The sequence below is a fragment of the Carnobacterium sp. FSL E2-0243 genome (assembly GCF_038003605.1).
GTDB classification, from domain to species: Bacteria; Bacillota; Bacilli; order Lactobacillales; family Carnobacteriaceae; genus Carnobacterium; species Carnobacterium maltaromaticum.
Window position 1 is genome coordinate 153,052 of record NZ_JBBOPM010000001.1, and the last position, 20,510, is coordinate 173,561.

17 protein-coding genes and 1 other annotated feature are annotated in these 20,510 nt (G+C 35.7%); of the genes, 14 read left to right on the plus strand and 3 right to left on the minus strand.

Translation table 11 applies throughout. The features are described 5' to 3' along the window. Window positions 1–152 precede the first annotated feature (152 nt). Together MHI00_RS00680 and MHI00_RS00685 are read left to right on the plus strand one after the other, a co-directional pair. A complete protein-coding gene (locus MHI00_RS00680) occupies window positions 153–2,519 on the plus strand; it encodes an ABC transporter ATP-binding protein/permease (protein WP_341110147.1) in 2,367 nt (788 codons plus the stop codon). Next, a complete protein-coding gene (locus MHI00_RS00685; protein WP_341110148.1) occupies window positions 2,520–2,867 on the plus strand; it encodes a hypothetical protein in 348 nt (115 codons plus the stop codon). Window positions 2,868–2,940: 73 nt separating this feature from the next. On the opposite strand, the gene MHI00_RS00690 is transcribed toward MHI00_RS00685, so the two are convergent. Next, window positions 2,941–3,141, minus strand: a complete 201-nt coding sequence (locus tag MHI00_RS00690; protein WP_010052567.1) for a YwbE family protein — start codon at window positions 3,139–3,141, stop codon at window positions 2,941–2,943. Window positions 3,142–3,300: 159 nt separating this feature from the next. Between MHI00_RS00690 and MHI00_RS00695 the strand changes: the two genes are divergently transcribed. The 4 genes from MHI00_RS00695 to MHI00_RS00710 all read left to right on the plus strand — a co-directional run bounded on the left by MHI00_RS00695 (window position 3,301) and on the right by MHI00_RS00710 (window position 6,803). Further along, window positions 3,301–3,825 (plus strand): YehS family protein, encoded by a 525-nt coding sequence (locus MHI00_RS00695; RefSeq protein ID WP_287431689.1) that lies wholly within the window; start codon window positions 3,301–3,303, stop codon window positions 3,823–3,825. Between the two features lie 190 nt (window positions 3,826–4,015). After that, window positions 4,016–4,867, plus strand: coding sequence for an HAD-IIB family hydrolase (locus tag MHI00_RS00700; RefSeq protein ID WP_317913863.1), 852 nt, complete (start codon window positions 4,016–4,018; stop codon window positions 4,865–4,867). 24 nt (window positions 4,868–4,891) lie between these two features. Then, window positions 4,892–5,731, plus strand: coding sequence for an aminoglycoside phosphotransferase family protein (locus tag MHI00_RS00705; protein WP_081039806.1), 840 nt, complete (start codon window positions 4,892–4,894; stop codon window positions 5,729–5,731). A 28-nt stretch (window positions 5,732–5,759) separates the two neighbouring features. Next, window positions 5,760–6,803 carry a winged helix DNA-binding domain-containing protein gene (locus tag MHI00_RS00710; protein WP_341110152.1) on the plus strand — a complete coding sequence of 348 codons (1,044 nt, stop codon included), beginning with the start codon at window positions 5,760–5,762 and terminating at the stop codon, window positions 6,801–6,803. 58 nt (window positions 6,804–6,861) lie between these two features. Here the strand turns inward: MHI00_RS00710 and MHI00_RS00715 are convergent, their stop codons facing one another. Together MHI00_RS00715 and MHI00_RS00720 are read right to left on the minus strand one after the other, a co-directional pair. Beyond that, window positions 6,862–7,392: a DNA-3-methyladenine glycosylase I gene (locus MHI00_RS00715; protein WP_341110153.1), complete on the minus strand. Its 531-nt coding sequence runs from the start codon at window positions 7,390–7,392 to the stop codon at window positions 6,862–6,864. 53 nt (window positions 7,393–7,445) lie between these two features. Then, a complete protein-coding gene (locus MHI00_RS00720) occupies window positions 7,446–8,966 on the minus strand; it encodes an acyl-CoA synthetase (RefSeq protein ID WP_341110156.1) in 1,521 nt (506 codons plus the stop codon). Between the two features lie 246 nt (window positions 8,967–9,212). On the opposite strand from MHI00_RS00720, the gene MHI00_RS00725 reads away from it, so the two are divergent. The 8 genes from MHI00_RS00725 (at window position 9,213) to MHI00_RS00760 (ending at window position 20,265) form a co-directional block, all read left to right on the plus strand. Further along, window positions 9,213–10,721: a DUF1846 domain-containing protein gene (locus tag MHI00_RS00725; protein ID WP_010052576.1), complete on the plus strand. Its 1,509-nt coding sequence runs from the start codon at window positions 9,213–9,215 to the stop codon at window positions 10,719–10,721. 116 nt (window positions 10,722–10,837) lie between these two features. After that, the gene (locus MHI00_RS00730) at window positions 10,838–11,608 is read left to right on the plus strand and encodes an alpha/beta fold hydrolase (RefSeq protein ID WP_341110160.1); all 771 of its coding nucleotides are present in this window, start codon (window positions 10,838–10,840) and stop codon (window positions 11,606–11,608) included. Between the two features lie 246 nt (window positions 11,609–11,854). Next, a complete protein-coding gene (locus MHI00_RS00735) occupies window positions 11,855–12,076 on the plus strand; it encodes a DUF2829 domain-containing protein (protein ID WP_010052580.1) in 222 nt (73 codons plus the stop codon). 72 nt (window positions 12,077–12,148) lie between these two features. Further along, window positions 12,149–12,913, plus strand: coding sequence for a 3-oxoacyl-ACP reductase (locus MHI00_RS00740; protein WP_229251580.1), 765 nt, complete (start codon window positions 12,149–12,151; stop codon window positions 12,911–12,913). Between the two features lie 192 nt (window positions 12,914–13,105). Next, window positions 13,106–13,615 carry a QueT transporter family protein gene (locus MHI00_RS00745; protein ID WP_341110166.1) on the plus strand — a complete coding sequence of 170 codons (510 nt, stop codon included), beginning with the start codon at window positions 13,106–13,108 and terminating at the stop codon, window positions 13,613–13,615. Between the two features lie 117 nt (window positions 13,616–13,732). Further along, window positions 13,733–14,692 carry a ribose-phosphate diphosphokinase gene (locus MHI00_RS00750; RefSeq protein ID WP_341110167.1) on the plus strand — a complete coding sequence of 320 codons (960 nt, stop codon included), beginning with the start codon at window positions 13,733–13,735 and terminating at the stop codon, window positions 14,690–14,692. 83 nt (window positions 14,693–14,775) lie between these two features. Then, window positions 14,776–15,036, plus strand: a binding site (T-box leader). Between the two features lie 142 nt (window positions 15,037–15,178). After that, window positions 15,179–16,015 (plus strand): MetQ/NlpA family ABC transporter substrate-binding protein, encoded by an 837-nt coding sequence (locus tag MHI00_RS00755; protein ID WP_010052585.1) that lies wholly within the window; start codon window positions 15,179–15,181, stop codon window positions 16,013–16,015. Between the two features lie 491 nt (window positions 16,016–16,506). Continuing rightward, window positions 16,507–20,265, plus strand: a complete 3,759-nt coding sequence (locus MHI00_RS00760) for an LPXTG cell wall anchor domain-containing protein (RefSeq protein WP_341110168.1) — start codon at window positions 16,507–16,509, stop codon at window positions 20,263–20,265. Window positions 20,266–20,510: the final 245 nt, after the last annotated feature.

Below are 20,510 nucleotides of genomic sequence, written 5' to 3' on the forward strand. Positions count from 1 at the left end.
TATGCGAATCCCTCCCTTGATAGTCATTGGTATGTTCATTTTACCAAATAAGTTTGGAAATAACAGCACACTTCTTTATTTTGAAGTTGTTAATCTTCAGTTTACATTAGTCAGATAAACTAAAGGTGAACAAGAAGGGGAGAGTGAATCAAATGCTACAACTAAAAAATATTTTTAAAAAATATACAACTGGAGAATTTACGCAAATTGCCTTAGACGGAGTTAGTTTGAATTTTAGAAAAAATGAATTTGCTGCGATCTTAGGACCAAGCGGTTCAGGTAAAACGACTTTATTAAATATTATTGGTGGTTTGGATCAGTACGATGAAGGGGATTTGCTGATTAATGGACAATCAACGAAGAAGTATAAAGATGGAGATTGGGATGCGTATCGTAATAATAGCGTAGGTTTTATTTTTCAAAGCTATAATCTAATTGGTCATCTAACCGTTCTTGATAATGTTAAAATGGGAATGACATTAAGTGGTGTACCAAAAGCAGAACAAAATCAGCGTGCTCTGGATGTTCTTGAAAGAGTGGGATTGAAAGAGCACACGCATAAGAAACCTAATCAACTTTCTGGCGGACAAATGCAGCGAGTGGCCATTGCCAGATCGTTAGTGAATGATCCTGATATTATTTTAGCAGATGAACCAACTGGAGCTTTAGACACGCAAACGAGTCAACAAATTATGGACTTGATCGCTGAAATTGCAAAAGATAAATTAGTTATTATGGTGACGCATAATCCAGACTTGGCAGAAGAATTTGCAGATCGTATTATTGAGTTTCGTGATGGGGAAGTTATGTCTGATTCAAATCCCATGACAGCCTCAGAGCCCTCTAAAAATTATCAATTAAAGAAAACGAGTATGAGTTTTTGGAATGCCTTGACTCTTTCTGGGAAAAATATCTGGACTAAAAAATGGCGAACGGCTCTAATTGCTTTTGCATCTAGTATCGGTATTATTGGTATTGCCTTAGTTTTGTCACTATCTAACGGTTTTAGTAAGCAAATAGATTCAATCGAAAATGATACATTGTCAGGTTTTCCGATTACGATTACCGAAACAGCTAATGACATGACATTTGGTCCAAGCAATCGACTAGCCACAGAAGAAGACGATAAGGCCAATGAAAAACAACGTAAAATGGAAGCTGTGTTTCCGGAACAGCCAGCAGAAGAAGAAACAGTCCATGAAAATAGCTTGTCAAAGGAGTATATTGCCTATTTAGCGGATATGGATTCGAACTTAATTTCAGGGATGTCCTTTACGCGTAATGTGAATATGAATTTAATCCATCAAAACGATGGTGAAGTAGCCGCGGTTCAGACTGATAGTTTAAATTTAACTAGCTATCCAACAAATGGCGAGGCCAAAGGTTCTTCTTTCTTAGAACAAAATTATGATTTATTAGCAGGTAGCTACCCAACAGGTAAAAATGATTTAATCTTAGTTGTAGGAGAAAATAATCAACTAGCAAGTGGGATGGTTGATGCCTTAGGTTTAGACAGTAGCCAAAAAGAAATTAATTTTGATCAGTTTATAGGACAAGAAATGACCTCTATTTTCAATGATGATTTCTACACTGAAACGAATGGGTTTTTTAAGCTTAATCCTGATTTGACTAGTTTATATGAAGGTGAATCTGGTACGGACTTAAAAATTGTCGGCGTCATTCGCGGCAAAGAAGACCTTTCTATTGCTGGATTGAGTGAAGGCATTAAATACTCAGATACATTAGCGCAGGAATTTATTGGAAATGCACAAAAATCAGCTATTGTACTAGCACAAGAAGCTGCAGATTTCAATGTTATGACTGGAGAAGTTTTCAGTACAAACACAGGTGGCGCAGTAGATACACGGAGCTTTAGCCCAGAAAACAATCCATTAACTGCGACAGTTAGTACCGTCACAAAAGATCAGTTATTAACTCGCTTCGGTGCAATTGAAAAACCAAGTGGAATAACGATTTATCCAGCTGATTTTGAGAAAAAAGAGCAAGTTTTGGAGCATTTAGATCAATGGAATAAAGACCAACCTGAAGAAAAACAAGTAGTTTATACAGATATGGCAGCTACAGTGACGTCCTTAATGGGGAATACATTAGATGCGATTACAGTAGTCTTGGTCGCATTTGCAGCAATTTCATTAGTCGTTTCTTTAATCATGATTGGAATTATCACTTATATTTCAGTTATGGAAAGAACGAAAGAAATCGGTGTCTTACGTGCATTAGGAGCGCGTAAAAAAGATATTACTCGTGTCTTTAATGCTGAAACCTTTATTATTGGTACTTTTTCGGGATTATTAGGAATCGGAATCGCCTATCTAGTCACAATTCCAGCGAATATTGTGATGGAAAATGTGACAGGATTAGCCGATGTTGCTCAATTAAACCCACTTCATGCCCTTGCTTTAATTATAGTCAGTGTTTTATTAACGATGTTAGGCGGTTTAATTCCAGCAAGATTAGCGGCGAAAAAAGATCCAGTCGAAGCGTTGAGAAGTGAGTAAATGGGGAGCAGGGGAACTCAGTTTTTAGCTGAGATAAAACAGATGCTACATTCGATAGATGAAAAATATCAAACTCATATATTAGATGATCCGGAACACTTTATCGCATGTTTTAAAAAACAAGAGCAGACTATCGAAGAAATTAGTTTAAGGCTTACAAACTTTAGAAATAGCTATGAATTGATGGATACAAAAGAGCAACAGTCAGTAGAGGAATTAAAAAAAATCATGAAAGAGCAGGAAGAAACGCGCCTGGTTTTTCATGATTGGGGGAATCCCTTAGCTATTTTTTCTCAACAACAAGCTGTTCTCAAAGAGATAAAAACGACTTTAAGTTTTGAAACGTGAAACAAACAATCAAAGCTCAGAAAACGGTGTTAAGGCTAATAGTTATCAGCCTTAATCAATTTTCTGGGCTTTCTTATTCTTCAACAATATGTTGGACACGCCCAACTTGATCAGATTCAACCAGCATGACTTTAATACCATGAGGATGACTGCTACTATTCGTTAAGATGCGTTTAATATGCCCTCTAGTTAACGTTCCAGTTCGTTGATCTTTTTTTAAAACGATATCAACAAGCTGTCCAACTTTTAAATTACTGCGATTTTTCCCGTTCATTTTTTCACCTACTATTCTTAGCTGCTATCAGTTTATTTACTTGTTTAGTATAGCAGAATTTGGTTATAAATAGGCAAGGATGAATAAATTAATGCAATAGCGAGCATAAAGTATTATACTGATACTAGATGGATAATAGATAAATGTTGGAGGATCAAAATGACGAATAATGATATATTAATTAGATTGAGATATGCTTTAAATATTAAAGATTCTGATATGGTTGAAATTTTTCGAATGGGTGGCATTGAATTAACTAAGGCGGAAGTTCAAAAAATGTTGATTAACCCTAAAAAAAATACGACAACAGAAGTTGAAAAAAGTGAACCGATTGTTCATGAAGAGCTTAAAGTATGTGATAATTTTATGTTGGAATCCTTTTTAAATGGTTTAATCATTTCACAAAGAGGTCGCAAAGAGACAACTGGCGATGATACTCAAAAACCTGAATTAATGATTAAAAATGATCGAAGCGTCAATAATGTTTTGTTGAAAAAAGTCAAAATTGCTCTTTCTTTAACGAGTGACGATATTCTTGATATGCTAGATGAAGCAGGAGTTCGTATTTCCAATAGCGAATTGAGTGCCGTTCTTCGTAAAGAGGGACATCGGAATTATAAAGAATGTGGGGATCGTTATGCTCGCAACTTCTTAAAAGGACTTGCATTAAGGTACCGTGGGTAACAAGCAAATAAAACGAAAAGATGGCTATCTGACTCCAATCAATGGGCGCAGATAGCCATCTTCTTTCATTTTAGGATCAATCGGAAGAAGATGAGTAGCAAAAAAGCTAGAAAATTCCTTTCTTGACATGAGAAGCATTACATACTGTATGCTAAAGTTAGATAAAAGAATGATACAGGGAGGCATAAAAATGAAAATCGTTTTTTCAGATATAGATGGTACATTTCATCAAATGGGTGCGGAGATTCCACAAATAAATTTAGATGCAATTGATGCAATGCATCAACAAGGGGATCGATTTGTATTTGTCAGTGGGCGTAGTTGTACGCAAATTGAAAAGATGCAAGGTGAACTTGGCAAAGAAGGAGACATTATTTTTGGAAATGGGGCTGGTTTTAAATTAGTGGGACAGCCAGCTCAATATGAAAACTGTCTTTCTTTAGAAACATGCGTAAATATCATGAAATTTTTGGATCAAGAAAATATTTTTTACCATATTCATACGAGTGAAGAGGTCTATTTAAAACCTGTTCAATACTTTACTAAACATTTCAAAGAGTTGCGTAAAACCTTTCTGCCGATGGGTGAACAAGGCAAACAAATTATGGATTTTAAAGAAAATTATTTTACAAATGACTGTGTGCATCATGAAGATTTAGGAACTTTTTTCAAAGAAAATCCCCAAATTAAATTATTGAAAATAGAAGTCATGGAAAGTGATGAAGCTAAAACAATTAAAATTGTGGAAATGTTAGCCAACGAAAATGTGTATGCTTTTTCGTCATTTTTCACAGGGCTAGAAATTGTCAATCCGAGTAGCAATAAAGGTTCTGCTATCAACCAATATATGAAGCTTTTTCCTGACGCAACTTCTTATGGAATTGGAGATGCCGAGAATGATTTACCGATGTTAGAAGTTGTTGATATTGCTGTTGCAGTAGACAATGCAACCGAAATAGTGAAAGAAGCTTGCCAAGAATTTACATTAGACTGTCTTAATGGTGGCGTAGGACACTACATCTATGAGAGAATAATCGTATAAAGAAAATTTTGATTGGAGGAAATGATGGATATTACAGTTGATTTAGCCAAAAAATTGATTTTTGAACAATTTCCTCAGTGGTCACATTTAGAAATAAAGCCAGTTAAAAATAGCGGACATGATAATCGAACCTTCCATTTAGGTGATGATTTGACGATTCGCTTGCCTAGTGGAAAAGAATACGAACCACAAATTCAAAAAGAAGCTAAATGGCTACCTGTTTTAGCCCAGCACCTTTCTTTGCCAATCACTGCTCCAGTCGCTAAAGGAAAACCAACACCAGAATATCCTTTAGCTTGGTCAATTAACCGCTGGTTAGTAGGAGAAACAGTTACACATACAAACGTTGATTTACAAAAATTTGCGATTGAATTAGCTCGTTTTTTAAAAGAATTAGAAGCAATAAATGCTGAAAATGGACCTCAAGCTGGGGCGCATAACTTCTACCGTGGAGGCGATTTAGCAGTATATACAGCAGAATTTGAACAAGCATTAACTCAATTACCAGCAGGACCTCAGCGCAACCACTACCAAGATATTTGGACAACGGCTCTTGCAACAAAGTGGGAGAAAAAACCAGTGTGGGTTCATGGTGATATTGCTGTAGGCAACCTTTTAGTAAATGACGGGCATTTATCAGGTGTAATAGATTTTGGTATCCTTGGAACGGGAGATCCTGCCTGTGATTTAGTGATGGCTTGGACCTTTTTTGATTCAAAGAGTCGCAAAGCTTTTAAGGAAGAGATGGGACTTGATGACACTACATGGCAACGAGGAAAAGCCTGGGCTTTATGGAAAGCGCTCATTACCCCTGATGATGCCGTATCGAAAAAAGTTTTGGTTGATATGCTAGCAGCAGACTAAAGGCAACTAATAAGGGTTAGGTGAGTAGATGGATAATCAAGAAATAAGGACGTTAAGACTGGCTAACCAGCAGATTTCAAGTACCAATTTTAAGAAGCCAGAAGAGCTTGTTCAGTATCTAGGCGCGATGCAGGCGCAGGAATACGCAATGGCAAAATGGGCGATTGGATTGCGCATCCCAAATTTAACAGTGCAAGATGTTGATGCCGCAATTGATGCCGGGAAAATTATTCGGATGCATTTATTACGTCCAACCTGGCATTTTATTGTACCAGAGGATAGTCGGTGGATGTTGGCATTAACGGCACCGCAGATTCATAAAAAAATCAAAAGCTTCTATAGTAAATTCGATTTAACGCCAAAAAAAATGCATCAAGCCTGTAGTATTATTGAAGAGGCATTAGTAGAGAAAGAATTAACTCGGAAAGAATTAGCTGCAATAGTCGCTGAAAAAGGTATTCAAACAACGAGCCAAAGTTTTTCCTTTATTATTCTTTTTGGAGAATTAGAGGGGCTACTTTGTAGTGGCAAGATGAGGGGGAATCAAGCTGTTTACACATTGCTTAGTAAATTTGTTGCACCCTTAACTTCGTTTATTCGAGAAGAAGCATTGGCCAAATTAGCCATTCGTTACTTTACTAGCCGTGGACCTGCAACAGTACAAGATTTTGCTTATTGGTCAGGTTTATCAATTAAAGATGCACGATTAGGAACGCAATTCTTATCGAATGATTTTAGTTCGTTTCTTAATGACGGCAAAGAGTATTGGTATTTGCCAACGAATAATGCTTATGTTCCAAATGAATATGGTACTTTTTTATTTCCTGATTTTGATGAATATGGTATTAGTTATAAAAATCGAGATATTTTTTTAAACAAAGAATATCCAATCAGCCCCTTTATGGAGCACAAGCATTGGTTGATGGTAGAAGGTATGATTGAAGGAACTTGGCAATCGGATAAAAGTGATTTATCAGAGGTGAGAATTGACTTATTTAATCCGAAAAAAAGAGTAAATCAACATGCTATCCATAAGGCGGTAGCTAACTATCAGCAGTTTCATTTAAAATAAAAAAATAACCTACCTAGAGAAATAATCAAAATGATTAGGTTCTAGTAAGGTTATTTTTTTACCGATCAATAATAGTATCGTGAACAAGTCCGCTAGCTTTCATAAACATGTAGGTCACAATTGGACCTACAAATTTGAAGCCTTTTTTCTTCAGCTCTTTAGCAATTTTTTCAGACAAAGGGGATGAAGTTGGGACTTCCGAAGCCTCTGTATACTCATATTCAATCGTTTGATTGTCGACGAATCGCCAAAGGTAAGCAGCAAAACTGCCATACTCTTTTTGAATTCCAATAATTGCACGAGCATTTGTGATGGTTGCATTTATTTTCCTAGGATTACGAATCATGGCTGGGTCTTCCATAATTCGTTCGACATCATCAGGCATCATCGCCGCAACTTTTAAAATATCCATTTGCTGAAAATTACGTAAAAAAACATCGCGTTTATTGACAACCATTTTCCAGCCAAGTCCAACTTGAAAGGTTCCAACTGTCAATAATTCAAATAGTAATTGGTCGTCATGGGTTGGCGTTCCCCATTGATTTTGATAAAACTGAATCCCAGTACTAGTAGTTGAATTTTTTTTCATGATAAAACCTCCCAATCTAAAAGTTAAACTTGTCCGCTAGTTTAATTGACTAATTAGTCTTTTAATTGTTGTTCTAATGCCAGTCTTTGAATTTTCATAGTAGCTGTTCTTGGCAATTCATCAAAGGTCATCATAATCGGTTCATTTAAATGAGGTAGATCAGAAACACTTGCCCACCAACGATCCCAGTCCATTTCGTGTGTTGGATAAACGGCTAAAACAGGCTGAGGGCTCCCGTTTTTACCACGAATAATGACAACTTCTTCTAAGAATGTTAACTCATCTAATAATTTGTCTTCAATTGCCAAAGTGCTAGCAATTGTATCAACTAAATCAACTTGTCGATCTTGCAAGTGTAATTTTCCATGACTATCTTTAAATCCGTAATCCCCACTGTCCCACCAATCGCCATAAAGATTATCTTCAAAGCGCGTTTCTTCTTTATAATATGTTAATGCGCGACCTTTTGAAAGCATTTGGATGTTTCCACTAATGTTAGCAGCAACAGGATTCCCTGCTTGATCGACAATCCGAACTTCAGTTAAACCAGTCATCCCAACACCCATATCACGAGCATTAATTTTTTTAATGGAAGATAAATTATGAACACGCATAATCATTGGACCGCATTCACTTTGACCATATACTTGTAAGAAAACGGGTTTCTTAAACGTTGAACAACGTAAAAATGTAGCTAATGTTTCTTTATTAATGGCATCAAAAGTTGAATGGTAATATTTAATGCTACTGAAGACTCCTGGTTTTTCTCTAGCTAGAGAAGCCCATTGCACAAAATGATTCGGATGGGTTTCTAAGACACCCGGTTGGTAGTCGACTAAGACTTTAGTTACATTTTCCGCTGACGAATCAGCAATAGCTAATAAAGGAAAGCCTTTTGCCATTAGAGATGAAATTCCAATATTAAAACGTGAATGAACCGGTGAAATATGGAATGCAACCAATTCTTTTTCTTTAATAAAATCAAAAATATTTTTTTGCCATTTTGTTCTCCAGCCCATCGAATTTGCAGAATGAGCAATCAATTTAGGAATTCCAGTTGTTCCAGATGTATGGGTCATGTATGAAATAACGTCTTTTTCCAACTCCTCTTGCTGACAAATTTCGTCAATTTCAACAGCTAGTAATTCATCTACTGCAATTAATTTGTTCTTTGGTAAATTTTGTAATTGGGTGCACTTGCTCGAAGTTTCACTATCGAAAAGTACCCAAGGTTGATCTAAGCGATTCACAAAGACATCGATCGTTTCAGCTGGTAAATGTGCTGAGACCATGATAGGAACAGCGCCCAAATAAGAAATTGCCACTGCAGCAAGATAGGTATCAAATTTAGCTGATTTATAAACAATGACTTTATCGGCTTTTTTTACACCGATTTTTTTAAGTTGGGTAGCTTTTTTTAAAATAGCAGCAGTACATTCTGAATAGGTAGTTTGTAGATTTAATTCTGGGAAAGCCAATAAAGGTTCGTCAAAATAGATTGGGGTTTCTGGAAATTCTTTCGCCGCATTTGCAAAATTTGTATACAAATTAAGGGGTTCATATTTATTATGCATAGATTATTCACACGCTCCTTTTTATTTAGTTCAAATAATTATAGCATTTGACCAAATAAAGTCTAGCAGTTCTTTGTGTTATTTTAAGCGGATTTATTTTTCTTAATTGATTCATTTAAAAGAGAGTGAAATAAGAAATTAAAATTAAGTGTAAATTAGGTCCTATTGAAAGGCAAAAAGTGGTAAGATAGGAAAAGGAATTATTTCAAAGGAAGTTTTAAAAATATAAATAGTCGAGGTTAGCAAATGAAAAAAATCGGGTTTGATCCACAACAGTATATTGAAGAGCAGTCAAAATATATTCTTGAGCGAGTTCATGATTACGACAAATTGTATCTTGAATTTGGTGGGAAATTAATTGGGGACAAGCATGCTAAACGTGTTTTGCCAGGTTTTGATGAAGATTCAAAGATTAAATTGTTACAAAAGCTAAAAGATCAAGCAGAAATCTTAATTTGTGTGTACGCAGGCGATATTGAACGCAATAAGATTCGTGGCGACTATGGTATTACTTATGATATGGATATTTTACGCTTGATTGATGAATTAAGAGGCTATGGTTTAGAAATTAATAGCGTAGTGATCACTCGTTATAATGGACAACCAGCAACGAAACTTTTTATTAACAAGTTAGAAAGACGAAATATCAAGGTCTATAAACATACGGCAATTGAAGATTACCCAACCAATATCGATAAGATTGTGAGTGAAGAGGGATTTGGTAAAAATAGTTATATTCCAACAACCAAACCAATTGTAGTCGTGACTGCACCAGGTCCAGGCAGTGGGAAATTAGCTACTTGTTTAAGCCAACTTTATCATGAAAGTCGTCATGGCAAAGCTGCAGGATATTCTAAATTTGAAACATTCCCAGTTTGGAATGTGCCTTTAAAACATCCGTTGAACATTGCTTATGAAGCGGCAACGGTGGATCTTAAAGATGTTAATATGATTGATTCGTTCCACTTTGATAAGTATCAAACTGTTGCAGTCAACTACAATCGCGATGTTGAGACATTCCCTGTTATTAAGCGGATTATTGAGCGGATTACAGGAAAAGAGTCCGTTTATCAATCTCCAACAGACATGGGAGTTAACCGCGTTGGTTTTGGTATTACAGACGATGATGTTGTCCAAGAAGCAGCAAAACAGGAAATTATTCGTCGCTGTTTTGCAACAGAATGTGACTTTAAAAAAGGGCTAGTTGATGAAGAAACGGTTAATCGAATTAAGTTAATTATGGAAGAAGTAGAACTGAAAAAAGAAGATCGTGGACCTGTTAAACGAGCGCGCCATTATTCTGAAAAGCTTAAAGAGCAGAATGAAACCAACGAAACTCCGGGAGTCATTGCTTTTGAGTTACAAGATGGCCGAATTGTTACTGGTAAAACCACTTCATTGATGGATTCTTGTTCAGCAGCAATCTTAAATTCACTTAAAATACTTGCTAACATTTCAGATGAAATTTTCTTGCTATCGCCATTAGTCTTAGAAACGATTCAAAATATGAAGACAAACGATTTACACAGTAAAATCACTTCTCTAAATGCTAATGAAATTCTGATTGCTTTAGCCATTAGTGCGGTTACGAATCCGACTGCCCAATTAGCTTATGATAAGCTAGCTGAGTTAGCGGATGTCCAAGCCCACTCAACAGTTATGTTAAGTAAAAATGATGAGCAAATTTTACGAGAATTAGGCATAGATATTACGTGTGATCCCATTTATTCTTCTGAGAATTTGTATTACATCTAAAAAATATAAGGGCTAAGACTAAACTAAAAGTCTTAGTCTCTTTTTATTTACTTAAGAATCAACAAGTTGTACTATGTAAAGTAAGAATGAGGGTATTTAGTGAAAGGAAGTTTCAAATGAAAATAAGTGTTCGTCACCGATTTATCAAGAAAATACCAGTCTTAGAAGTGGTCATGGATGAGTTGAAATTAGCTCCATTACCTCTAGTTATTTATTACCATGGCTGGCAATCTTCGAAAGAATTAGTTTTAACTCAAGCTAGAAAATTAGCAAAGAAAGGCATCCGCGTTTTATTACCTGATGCGATGAACCATGGAGAACGTCGCGTGGGAGCCATTTCTACAATTCCAGCGATGACTTTTTGGTCAAGTGTTCAATTTAATCTCGCTGAATTTTCTCAGTTAACCCATTTTTATCAAAAACAAGGCTTAATTCAAAATGAAAAAATTGGTGTAGGTGGTGTTTCTATGGGTGGGATTACTACTTGTGCGCTTTTAACGCAACATCCAGAAATTCAAGTAGCTGCATGTATCATGGGAACTCCTGCTCCAACTAGCTATTTACAACTAGTCTTACGTACTGTAGCCGAACGAGATATCTTTGTACCACAGGATCTACCACTCTTATTAAATTGGCTAGATAATTATGATTTAGCTCTTAATCCTAGTAAATTAGCCAAGCGCCCATTATTATTTTGGCATGGTAAAGAAGATGAAAAAATTCCATTTGAATCCGCCTATGATTTTTATGAAGAAATCAAGGAACAAGAATATGCAGAAAATGTTCTTTTTCTAGTTGATGAAAAAGAGAGCCATTTGGTGCGCAGTGAAGTAATGGATCAAGTTACAGAATTTTTTACAGAGGAATTAATTGGAATAAATGAATGAGTTTTCTGAACTAGTTAGTTTAGGAAAGAGGCTATACATTAGTTATAGAGTATGCGAAAATAAAGAGGCGTTATTTTAATTATATAGGGTAACTTATCAAGCTTTTTATTAGGCTAGTTCTTATGAGCCAGTCCTTCGGAAAAAAGATAAATGGTAAAAATGACAAAAAGCGTCATTCCTCCCATTCCCTATTTTTCTGCCAGGCCTAAATAGCTCAACAAACATACTATTATAAGGAGAGATAAAATGACTTTTGAAGAAATTCTACCGCATTTAAAAAATGGGAAAAAAATAATTAGATCGGGTTGGGGTGGTTTTGAGTTATATGTATTTTTAGAACCAACTTCAACTCACAAAGGCTCAACGCTAAATCCTTATTTTCTAATTAAAACTGCAGATGAAGGTTACACGATGTTTTCACCAACAGTCTGTGATATTTTAGCAGAAGACTGGGAAATAGTTCAATAATTTAACTAAAAAGTTCATGTGGAAGCGTGAACTTTTTTGGTGTTTTAAAGCAACTGGAAATGAGGGAAATCGATGATCATTGATGAATTTAAGGAAAAAGTAGTGTTTATAACAGGGATTTCTTCTGGTATTGGATTGGCTCAGGCTGAGGCCTTTTTAAAGCAAGGTGCGACTGTTTTTGGAATGGATATTGTCGAACCGGATGTCTTAACTAATGCTGTATTCCAAAATAGTATAGGCCGGAATTTTGCCTATTTAACTGGGGATGTCGCTCAACCAAAAGATGTTGAAGAAGCTGTGAAAACAGCGATATCTACTTTTGGGAAAATTGATATTCTATTAAATACAGCTGGGATATTAGATAACTATACTCCAACTTTAGAAACGGATGAAGCTCTGTGGGATCGTGTCCTAAATACAAACTTAAAAGGAATGTATTTTGCCGCTAATGCAATTTTACCGGGGATGTTAGAGCAAAAGCATGGCGTAATTGTGAATATGGCTTCCATTGCGGGATTAGTTGCAGGAGGCGGCGGAGCGGCATACACCACAGCGAAACATGGTATTATTGGCTACACGAAACAGCTAGACTATGACTATGCTAAACATGGGATTCGCTGTAATGCAATTGCTCCAGGTGCAATCGAAACCCCCATGAACAAAGCTGATTTTGCAGGAACAGGTGAAATGGCAAAATGGGTGGCGAAGGAAACACCAGCTGGAAGATGGGCTCAACCTAAAGAAGTAGCAGATCTAACGCTGTTTTTAGCTAGCAGTTTGGCAGATTATATCCATGGTACAGTGCTACCTATTGATGGTGGCTGGTTAGAAAAATAAAATTTTTAAAAATCGAGAGAAATAAGGTATACTAAATAAAGTTAGATACTTTCTAATTAGCACGACACTACGACACTTTGTTGGCGCACAATCTGAACTCAGACTCGTGTTTCACTTCCTTTGGTCGTAGTTAACACTAAATTCCAAGGCGGATTCTTAGAATACTGCAGGAATTTACAAAGGAGAAATAAAATGAATAAATTTGAGGAAAACCAATCTGCAAAATGGTCTGCAGCATCCTTAACGAAGATGGCTTTAGTAACAGCTTTGTATGTAACCGTCACTTTAGTTTTTTCGGTGATTAGCTTTGGCGCTATTCAATTTAGATTAGCTGAAATGTTTAATTATTTAGCTGTATTTAATAAGCGTTATATTATCGCTGTCACATTAGGTGTTATGTTAGCCAATTTAGCGTCACCACTGGGGATGATTGATGTCATTGTGGGGGGCCTATCGACTTTTTGTGTCTTAGTATTGGTTTATTTTGTGACCCGAAAAATAAAAAATCAGTTCGTTAAGTTAGCTGTGACAGCATTGATTTGTAGCTTTTCAATGTTTACAATTGCAGCTCAATTGACTCTATTATTAGGTATTCCATTTTGGTTCAGTTGGTTAACAATCGGATTAGGCGAATTCGTCTCAATGACGATTGGCGGAGTGTTGATTCATTGGATCAGTAAAAAAATAGATTTAACTAAATAATTTAACTAAACAGCTTGTTATCACCATTTAGCGAGAGGAAATAAACAGAAATGGCTGTTTATTTCCTCTTTTTATGGTACAGTAACAAGAGAATAAAAAATACAGTTGGAGGGTATCATGACAACATCTTATAAAGATCCATCATTGAAAATTTTTAGTTTAAACGCTAATCAACCATTGGCAGAAAAAATAGCCGAGGTGGTGGGAATTGAGCTAGGTAAAAGTAGTGTGCGTCACTTTAGCGATGGAGAAATTCAAATTAATATTGAAGAAAGTATTCGTGGGGACCATGTTTATATTATTCAATCAACGAGTAACCCTGTGAATGACCATTTGCTAGAATTATTAATTATGATTGATGCATTGAAACGAGCTAGTGCTAAGACAATTAATGTAGTCATGCCTTATTTTGGTTATGCAAGACAAGACCGGACAGCGAAACCTAGAGAACCAATTACAGCAAAATTAGTTGCAAATATGATTCAAAAAGCTGGTGCAACTAGAGTATTGACGTTAGATTTACACACAGTTCAGTTACAAGGATTTTTTGACATTCCAGTGGACAATTTATTTACTTTGCCGTTATTAGCTCGTTATTATCATGAATGTGGCTTAAATAATGAAGAAGTAGTGGTGGTGTCACCTAAAAATAGTGGTGTTGGTAGAGCTAGAACGCTATCTGAATATCTAGATACTACTTTAGCAATCGTTGATCAACATGTTGATGAAAACGGAGAAGAGTCCGGTTATGTAATTGGAAATATCACTGGGAAAACGTGTATCATGATCGATGATATGATTAATACTGGCGAAACATTAGCTAAGGCGGCCAATGTTTTAATGGACAGTGGTGCCAAAGAAGTTTATGCTTGCGCTTCACACGGTTTGTTTTCAGCTAATGCGACAGAGATATTAGAGAATGCTCCGATTAAAAAAATCTGCGTCACGGATTCAATTGATTTAACGGAAAAGAGAACGCCAGAAAACTTAGAAATTATTACGTGTTCTCAGTTAATGGGTGAGGGTATTAAACGGATTCATGAAAATGTACCTATGAGTTCCTTGTTCAAATTTTAATTAAAATTCAAATTATTTTCTTGACTTTTATTTTACCGCTGTGCTAAACTAATGATTATTAAAAAGAGATTAAAAAATAATGTGAAAAAACGATGAAAAGAAGAGTAAACTTGAAATGAAGCGCAAAGAGAGCCTGGCTAGGTGGGAACAGGTGGTGGATAGTAGAGTTGAACATGGTCTTGGAGTTGAATGGCTAAACTGGAGAGAACTCCTTTAGGTCATTCCGGATGCAGCCGTTATATTGCCACAGTTTGACAAGCTTTTTTCAGCTTAAGTACTGGTAGAGACAGATGTAGTGATGCACCTGTAAAAAAAGGTGGTAACGCGAAAATTTCGCCCTTTTATTAAGAATACTCAAAGAGAGTTTCTTGGTAAAAGGGTTTTTTTGTTGTCCTTTTGACTACCTAATTCTTCAGAAAGGGAAGGCAAGACTTGATGAATAGATATGCAATGAAATGAGAATAGATAGAAAAGGGGAGATTGAGTATGAAAAAGAGAATTGGATTAATAACATTGGCAGCAGCATTTATTTTTATTTTAGGGGCATGTGGCGCTAAAGGGACCGGAGATAAAGCAGATAAAGTTGAAAAAGTAAAAATCGGGGTAGTTAGTGAGTCTGCAATCGAAATTTGGAAAGATGTTGCTAAACGCTTAAAAGATCAAAACATTGACTTGGAAGTTGTCGAATTTACGGATTATAATCAGCCCAATATTGCATTGAAAAACGGGGATATTGACTTAAATGCCTTTCAGCATGTGGCCTTTTTAGAAGATTTTAATAAAAATAATGATGCAGATTTAACGCCGATTGGCTTTACTTTTGTTTCGCCATTAGGTATTTACTCTGAAAAAATCAAAGATATAAAAGAGCTTAAAGATGGCGATTCTATCGCGATTCCAAATGACGTTACAAACGGTGGACGTGCTTTACTACTCTTGCAAGCGTTAGATTTGATTAAGTTGGATACAAAGGCTGCTTCTCCAACTGTTAATGATATTACAGAAAATACAAAAAATATTCAGATTAAAGAATTAGATGCTGCCCAAACAGCGCGCTCTTTACAAGATGTAGCAGCAGCAGTTGTCAATACAAACTATGCAGTAGATGCAGGTTTTAGTCCTAAGAAAGATGCACTGTATTTAGACACAGATAATATTTCGGAAGTAAAAGATATATACAAAAATGTAATCGCAGCACGCAAAGCGGACAAAGACAATAAAGTCTATAAAAAGGTAGTTGCAGAATATCAAACAGAAGCAACAAAAAAATTAATTGATTCAACAACAAATGGTACGGATATTCCAATTTGGGATGCAAAATAAGGAAATTTTTTATAAATAGAAAGCTTCTAGTGAAATTCGATTAATCAAATTTCGCTAGAAGTTTTTTTTGTCTATTTATAGTGTTTATTTTGAACATAGTGTCAGACAAGCGAAGTACATAGGAGTCAATAAAATTTTAAGGGATTCTAAATGCTTAATTCCTAAAAATTGGTTAGATAAGTTTATTTTTTCCTTGAGTTAGGAAAAAATAAACTTATTTTAAATATAACATAATTAAATAAGTAGAAGCTATATTTTAAAATTTTAAGATAATAATGTTTGTACGAATTTTCGTAGTAAACATTAATGATACGAGCGTTTTTTGTTAATCTATTTAATAACGTTAAACAAATATAAACAATAAAAATTATTTTTTTTCGCTTAAATAGGGAGAAAAAAACAAAATAATCAATGGATATGGTGCTATAATAACTAGGTGTATTATTTGGTTGTTTATATTAATTATAAAATATGGAGGAGGATAAAACAAAATGAAAAGAAATGATATTTTAAAGACTCTAGCAGTCTGTTCAGTGACCTTAAGTATGTTAACTACAGAAATAGGATCGACTGCGTTGGCTGTAGAACCAATCGTCAATACAGAAGACACTACTGAAAAAAATGAAAAAGTAAAAATAAGTGAAGAAAACAGTATTGCAGAAGAAGAGACGGTTATAGAAGAAGACCAGGTTGTTGAAGAAAATAATACTGAAGAATTCACTGAACCAGTACAAGTAAAACAACAAGAAAGTGCAGTAATTTCTAATTTAGCAGAAACAATTATTCCACCTATTTCCAGAGCTGGAGAGACTGATTGGGAAATTGAGATGGACGGCTTCTATGTTGGCTTTGACGGTGACGAAGAGGCTTTTACATTTGATTTATTAACCAATATAGCAGTTAAATACATTGGTTCTCGTGTTGTTACAGGCCAAGTGATGTTTAATATTGAAGATGAAAATGGCCAAATAGTTGTACCAGATACAAATTATGAACCCGGTACCGTTGTAAAATTTGCAGATTACGGTTTAACAACAGGTGAGTATTACGTTCGTTTTATTTTTCCGACAGGGAAAAATAGTATTAGTGCTGGAGCATATATAAATATGCAAAAATTAGAAGTTCAGAGTATTGTTGATAAGCCAATTAATCCTGAATCTATTCTAAATACTAGCAACAGTGACATCTCAAATGAAACTTGGGTTATTCGTCACACAGATGGACGAGAATGGACGGGTTCTGGAAATCCAACAAAAGACTTTTTAGAAAGCCTGCCAAATGGGGACTATACAAATACAGTAAGTTCTACAAGTCAAACTAAATACGGCAATCCTTTAGCGGATGAGACAACAAATACCTTTAGCATCCGCCGTCCAGATCCTGTAGTAGCTGTTGAAAAACCATTTAATCCTAAAGAAATTACAGCAGGATTGGAACTACCAAACTCGACTGGTAGCTGGGAAATTTTTGATGAATCAGGCACAGTAGTTGCATCAGGAACGGATATAACAACGATTCCAGTCCCTACTTTAGAAGGGAAATATACAGTTAAAGTCAGAGAAACAAGTGTTGAAGGATTGTTTAAAGATGCAGAAACTAATTTTGAGATTCGCTATCCAAAAGCAACTGTAACAGTAGACAAGCCTTTTAATCCTGAGAAGATTACGGCAACAAATAAAATCCCAGATTCAACAGTAACATGGGAGATCAAAGATGAAAATGGAAAAGTCATTAACAGTGGAACGGGCTTAGACATTCCAGTACCAGTTGAAGAAGGAAAATATACAGTAACGGTAACTGAAACAAGTCCAGAAGGCGAAATCAGTATTGCTAAGACTAACTTTCAAATTCGTCATCCAGAAGCAACGGTGACAGTTGATAAGCCTTTTAATCCAGAAAAAATTACGGCAACAAATAAAATCCCAGATTCAACAGTAACGTGGGAAATGAAAGATGAAACTGGAAAAGTCATTAATAGTGGAACAGGCTTAGATATTCCCGTACCAGACGAAGAAGGAAAATATACAGTAGCAGTAACTGAAACAAGTCCAGAAGGCGAGACTAGTATTGCAGTGGCTAAATTTGAGATTCGCCACCCAGAAGCAACAGTAGCTGTCGACAAGCACTTTAACCCAGAGAAGATTACGGCAACAAATAAAATTCCAGATTCAACAGTAACATGGGAAATCAAAGATGAAAATGGAAAAGTCGTTAACAGTGGAACGGACTTAGACATTCCAGTACCAACCGAAGAAGGAAAATATAAAGTAGTTGTAATCGAAACAAGTCCAGAAGGGGAACGTAGCAATGCTGAGACTAACTTTGAAATTCGTCATCCAGAAGCAACAGTGACAGTTGATAAGCCTTTTAATCCAGAAAAAATAACAGCAACAAATAAAATCTCAGACTCAACGGTGACATGGGAAATGAAAGATGAAACTGGAACGGTTATTAGTAGTGGCACAGGTTTAGATATTCCTGTACCAGACGAAGAAGGAAAATATCAAGTAGCAGTAACTGAAATCAGCCCAGAAGGAGAAAGCAGCATTGCAAATGTTGACTTTGAAATCCGTCATCCAAAAGCGGAAGTTATAGTAGATAAAGCAATCAATCCTGAAAAAATTACTGGAACCCATAAAATTCCAGATTCAGAAGTTTATTGGGTAATTACAGATGAGGACGGAAAAGCTATTGCAAGTGGAGTAGGCACTGAAATTCCTGTTCCAGAAGATGAGGGGAAATACCAAGTTACACTTGTAGAAAAAAGCCCAGAAGGCGAAATTAGTTCAGATAGGAAGAAATTTGAAGTTCGTCATCCAGAAGCAACAGTAGCTGTGGACCAACCTTTTAATCCAGAAAAAATTACAGCAACAAATAAGATTTCAGATTCAACAGTAACATGGGAAATTGTTGACGAAAATGGAGTAGTGATCAGTAATGGCACAGGTTTAGATATTCCAGTACCAATTGAAGAAGGAAAATATAAAGTTTTAGTGACCGAAACCAGTCCCGAAAACGAAATTAGTGTTGCAGAGACTAGTTTTGAAATCCGCCATCCACAAGCGGAAGTTGAAGTAGATAAAGCAGTCAATCCAGAAAAAATTACTGGAAGCCAAAAAATTCTGGATTCAACATTGACATGGGAAATTACAGATCAAGATGGAACGGTAATTAGTAGTGGTACAGGTTCAGATATTCCAGTTCCTACAGACAATGGTCACTATACTGTAACAGTAACAGAAACGAGTCCTGAAAATGAAACTAGTGTCAGTTCATCGGACTTTGAGATTCGTCATCCCAAGGCTACAGCAGAAGTAGATAAACCTGTGAATCCAGGTAAACTTACAGCAGGTCAAAAATTACCAGATTCGACTTTAACTTGGGAAGTGAGAGATTTAGCAGGAAATCTTATTAGCACAGGCAGTGGTACTGATGCGGAGGTACCAAAATTAGAAGGGCACTATCAGTTAATAACTACAGAAACAAGTCTAGAAGGTGAAGCTCATACAGCTTCAGTTAACTTTGAAGTCCGTTATCCAAAAGCAGAAGTTGAAGTTTCTAAACCAATCAATCCAGAGACAATTACAGGAGGTCAAAAAATCCCTGATTCTGAGTTAACCTGGGAAATTACAGATGAATCTGGGACTGTAATTAGCAGTGGTTCTGGTAAGGATATTCCTGTTCCAACAGAGAATGGTACGTATACAGTTAAAATTACAGAAACGAGCCCAGAAGGTGAAATAAGTATCGTAAATGATACATTTGTTATTCGCCATCCAGATGCTACTATTGAAATTGAAAAGCCGCTCAACCCAGATAAAATTACAGCAGGTCAAAAATTACCAGATTCAACATTAACGTGGGTAATTAAGGATAAGGATGGAAATATTATCAGTACTGGAACAGGACCAGATATTCCTGTTCCAACAGAAGATGGTTCGTATACGGTGACAGTTACAGAAACTTCAACTGAGGGTGAGATTTCTATAACGACAGATACTTTTGAAATCAAAAAGAATCCAGTTATACCACCAGTAACACCTGAAAAACCAGGAAATAATCAGTTGCCAAATACTGGTGGACCAACAACAACATTAACAAAAGAACCAAACCCAACAAAAGTAATAAAAGAGAAATTGCCGCAAACCTCAGAAACAGCAAATCAAAGTTTAATGATGGGAAGCCTGTTAAGTTTAGCAGGTATTGCATTCCTATTAAATAAACGAAATAAAGATCGTCAAAAAGAATAAAAAATAGAAGGATTGAGTTGTTATTTTTAACAGCTCAATCCTTTTTACACGAATAAATAAGCAAATAACGAAATTTTTTAAGTTGTATTTGGGGAAAAACGACTCTATTTAATATAGTTAAGCTTATAAAAATAATAATTTTGCTTTGGTAAGCATTTAACGAAAGTTGTTATTTATAGATGAGTGGGACGAAAATAGACCAATAAATCGCTTTTTTGATTAAATTTACCAATAATTTACTGATT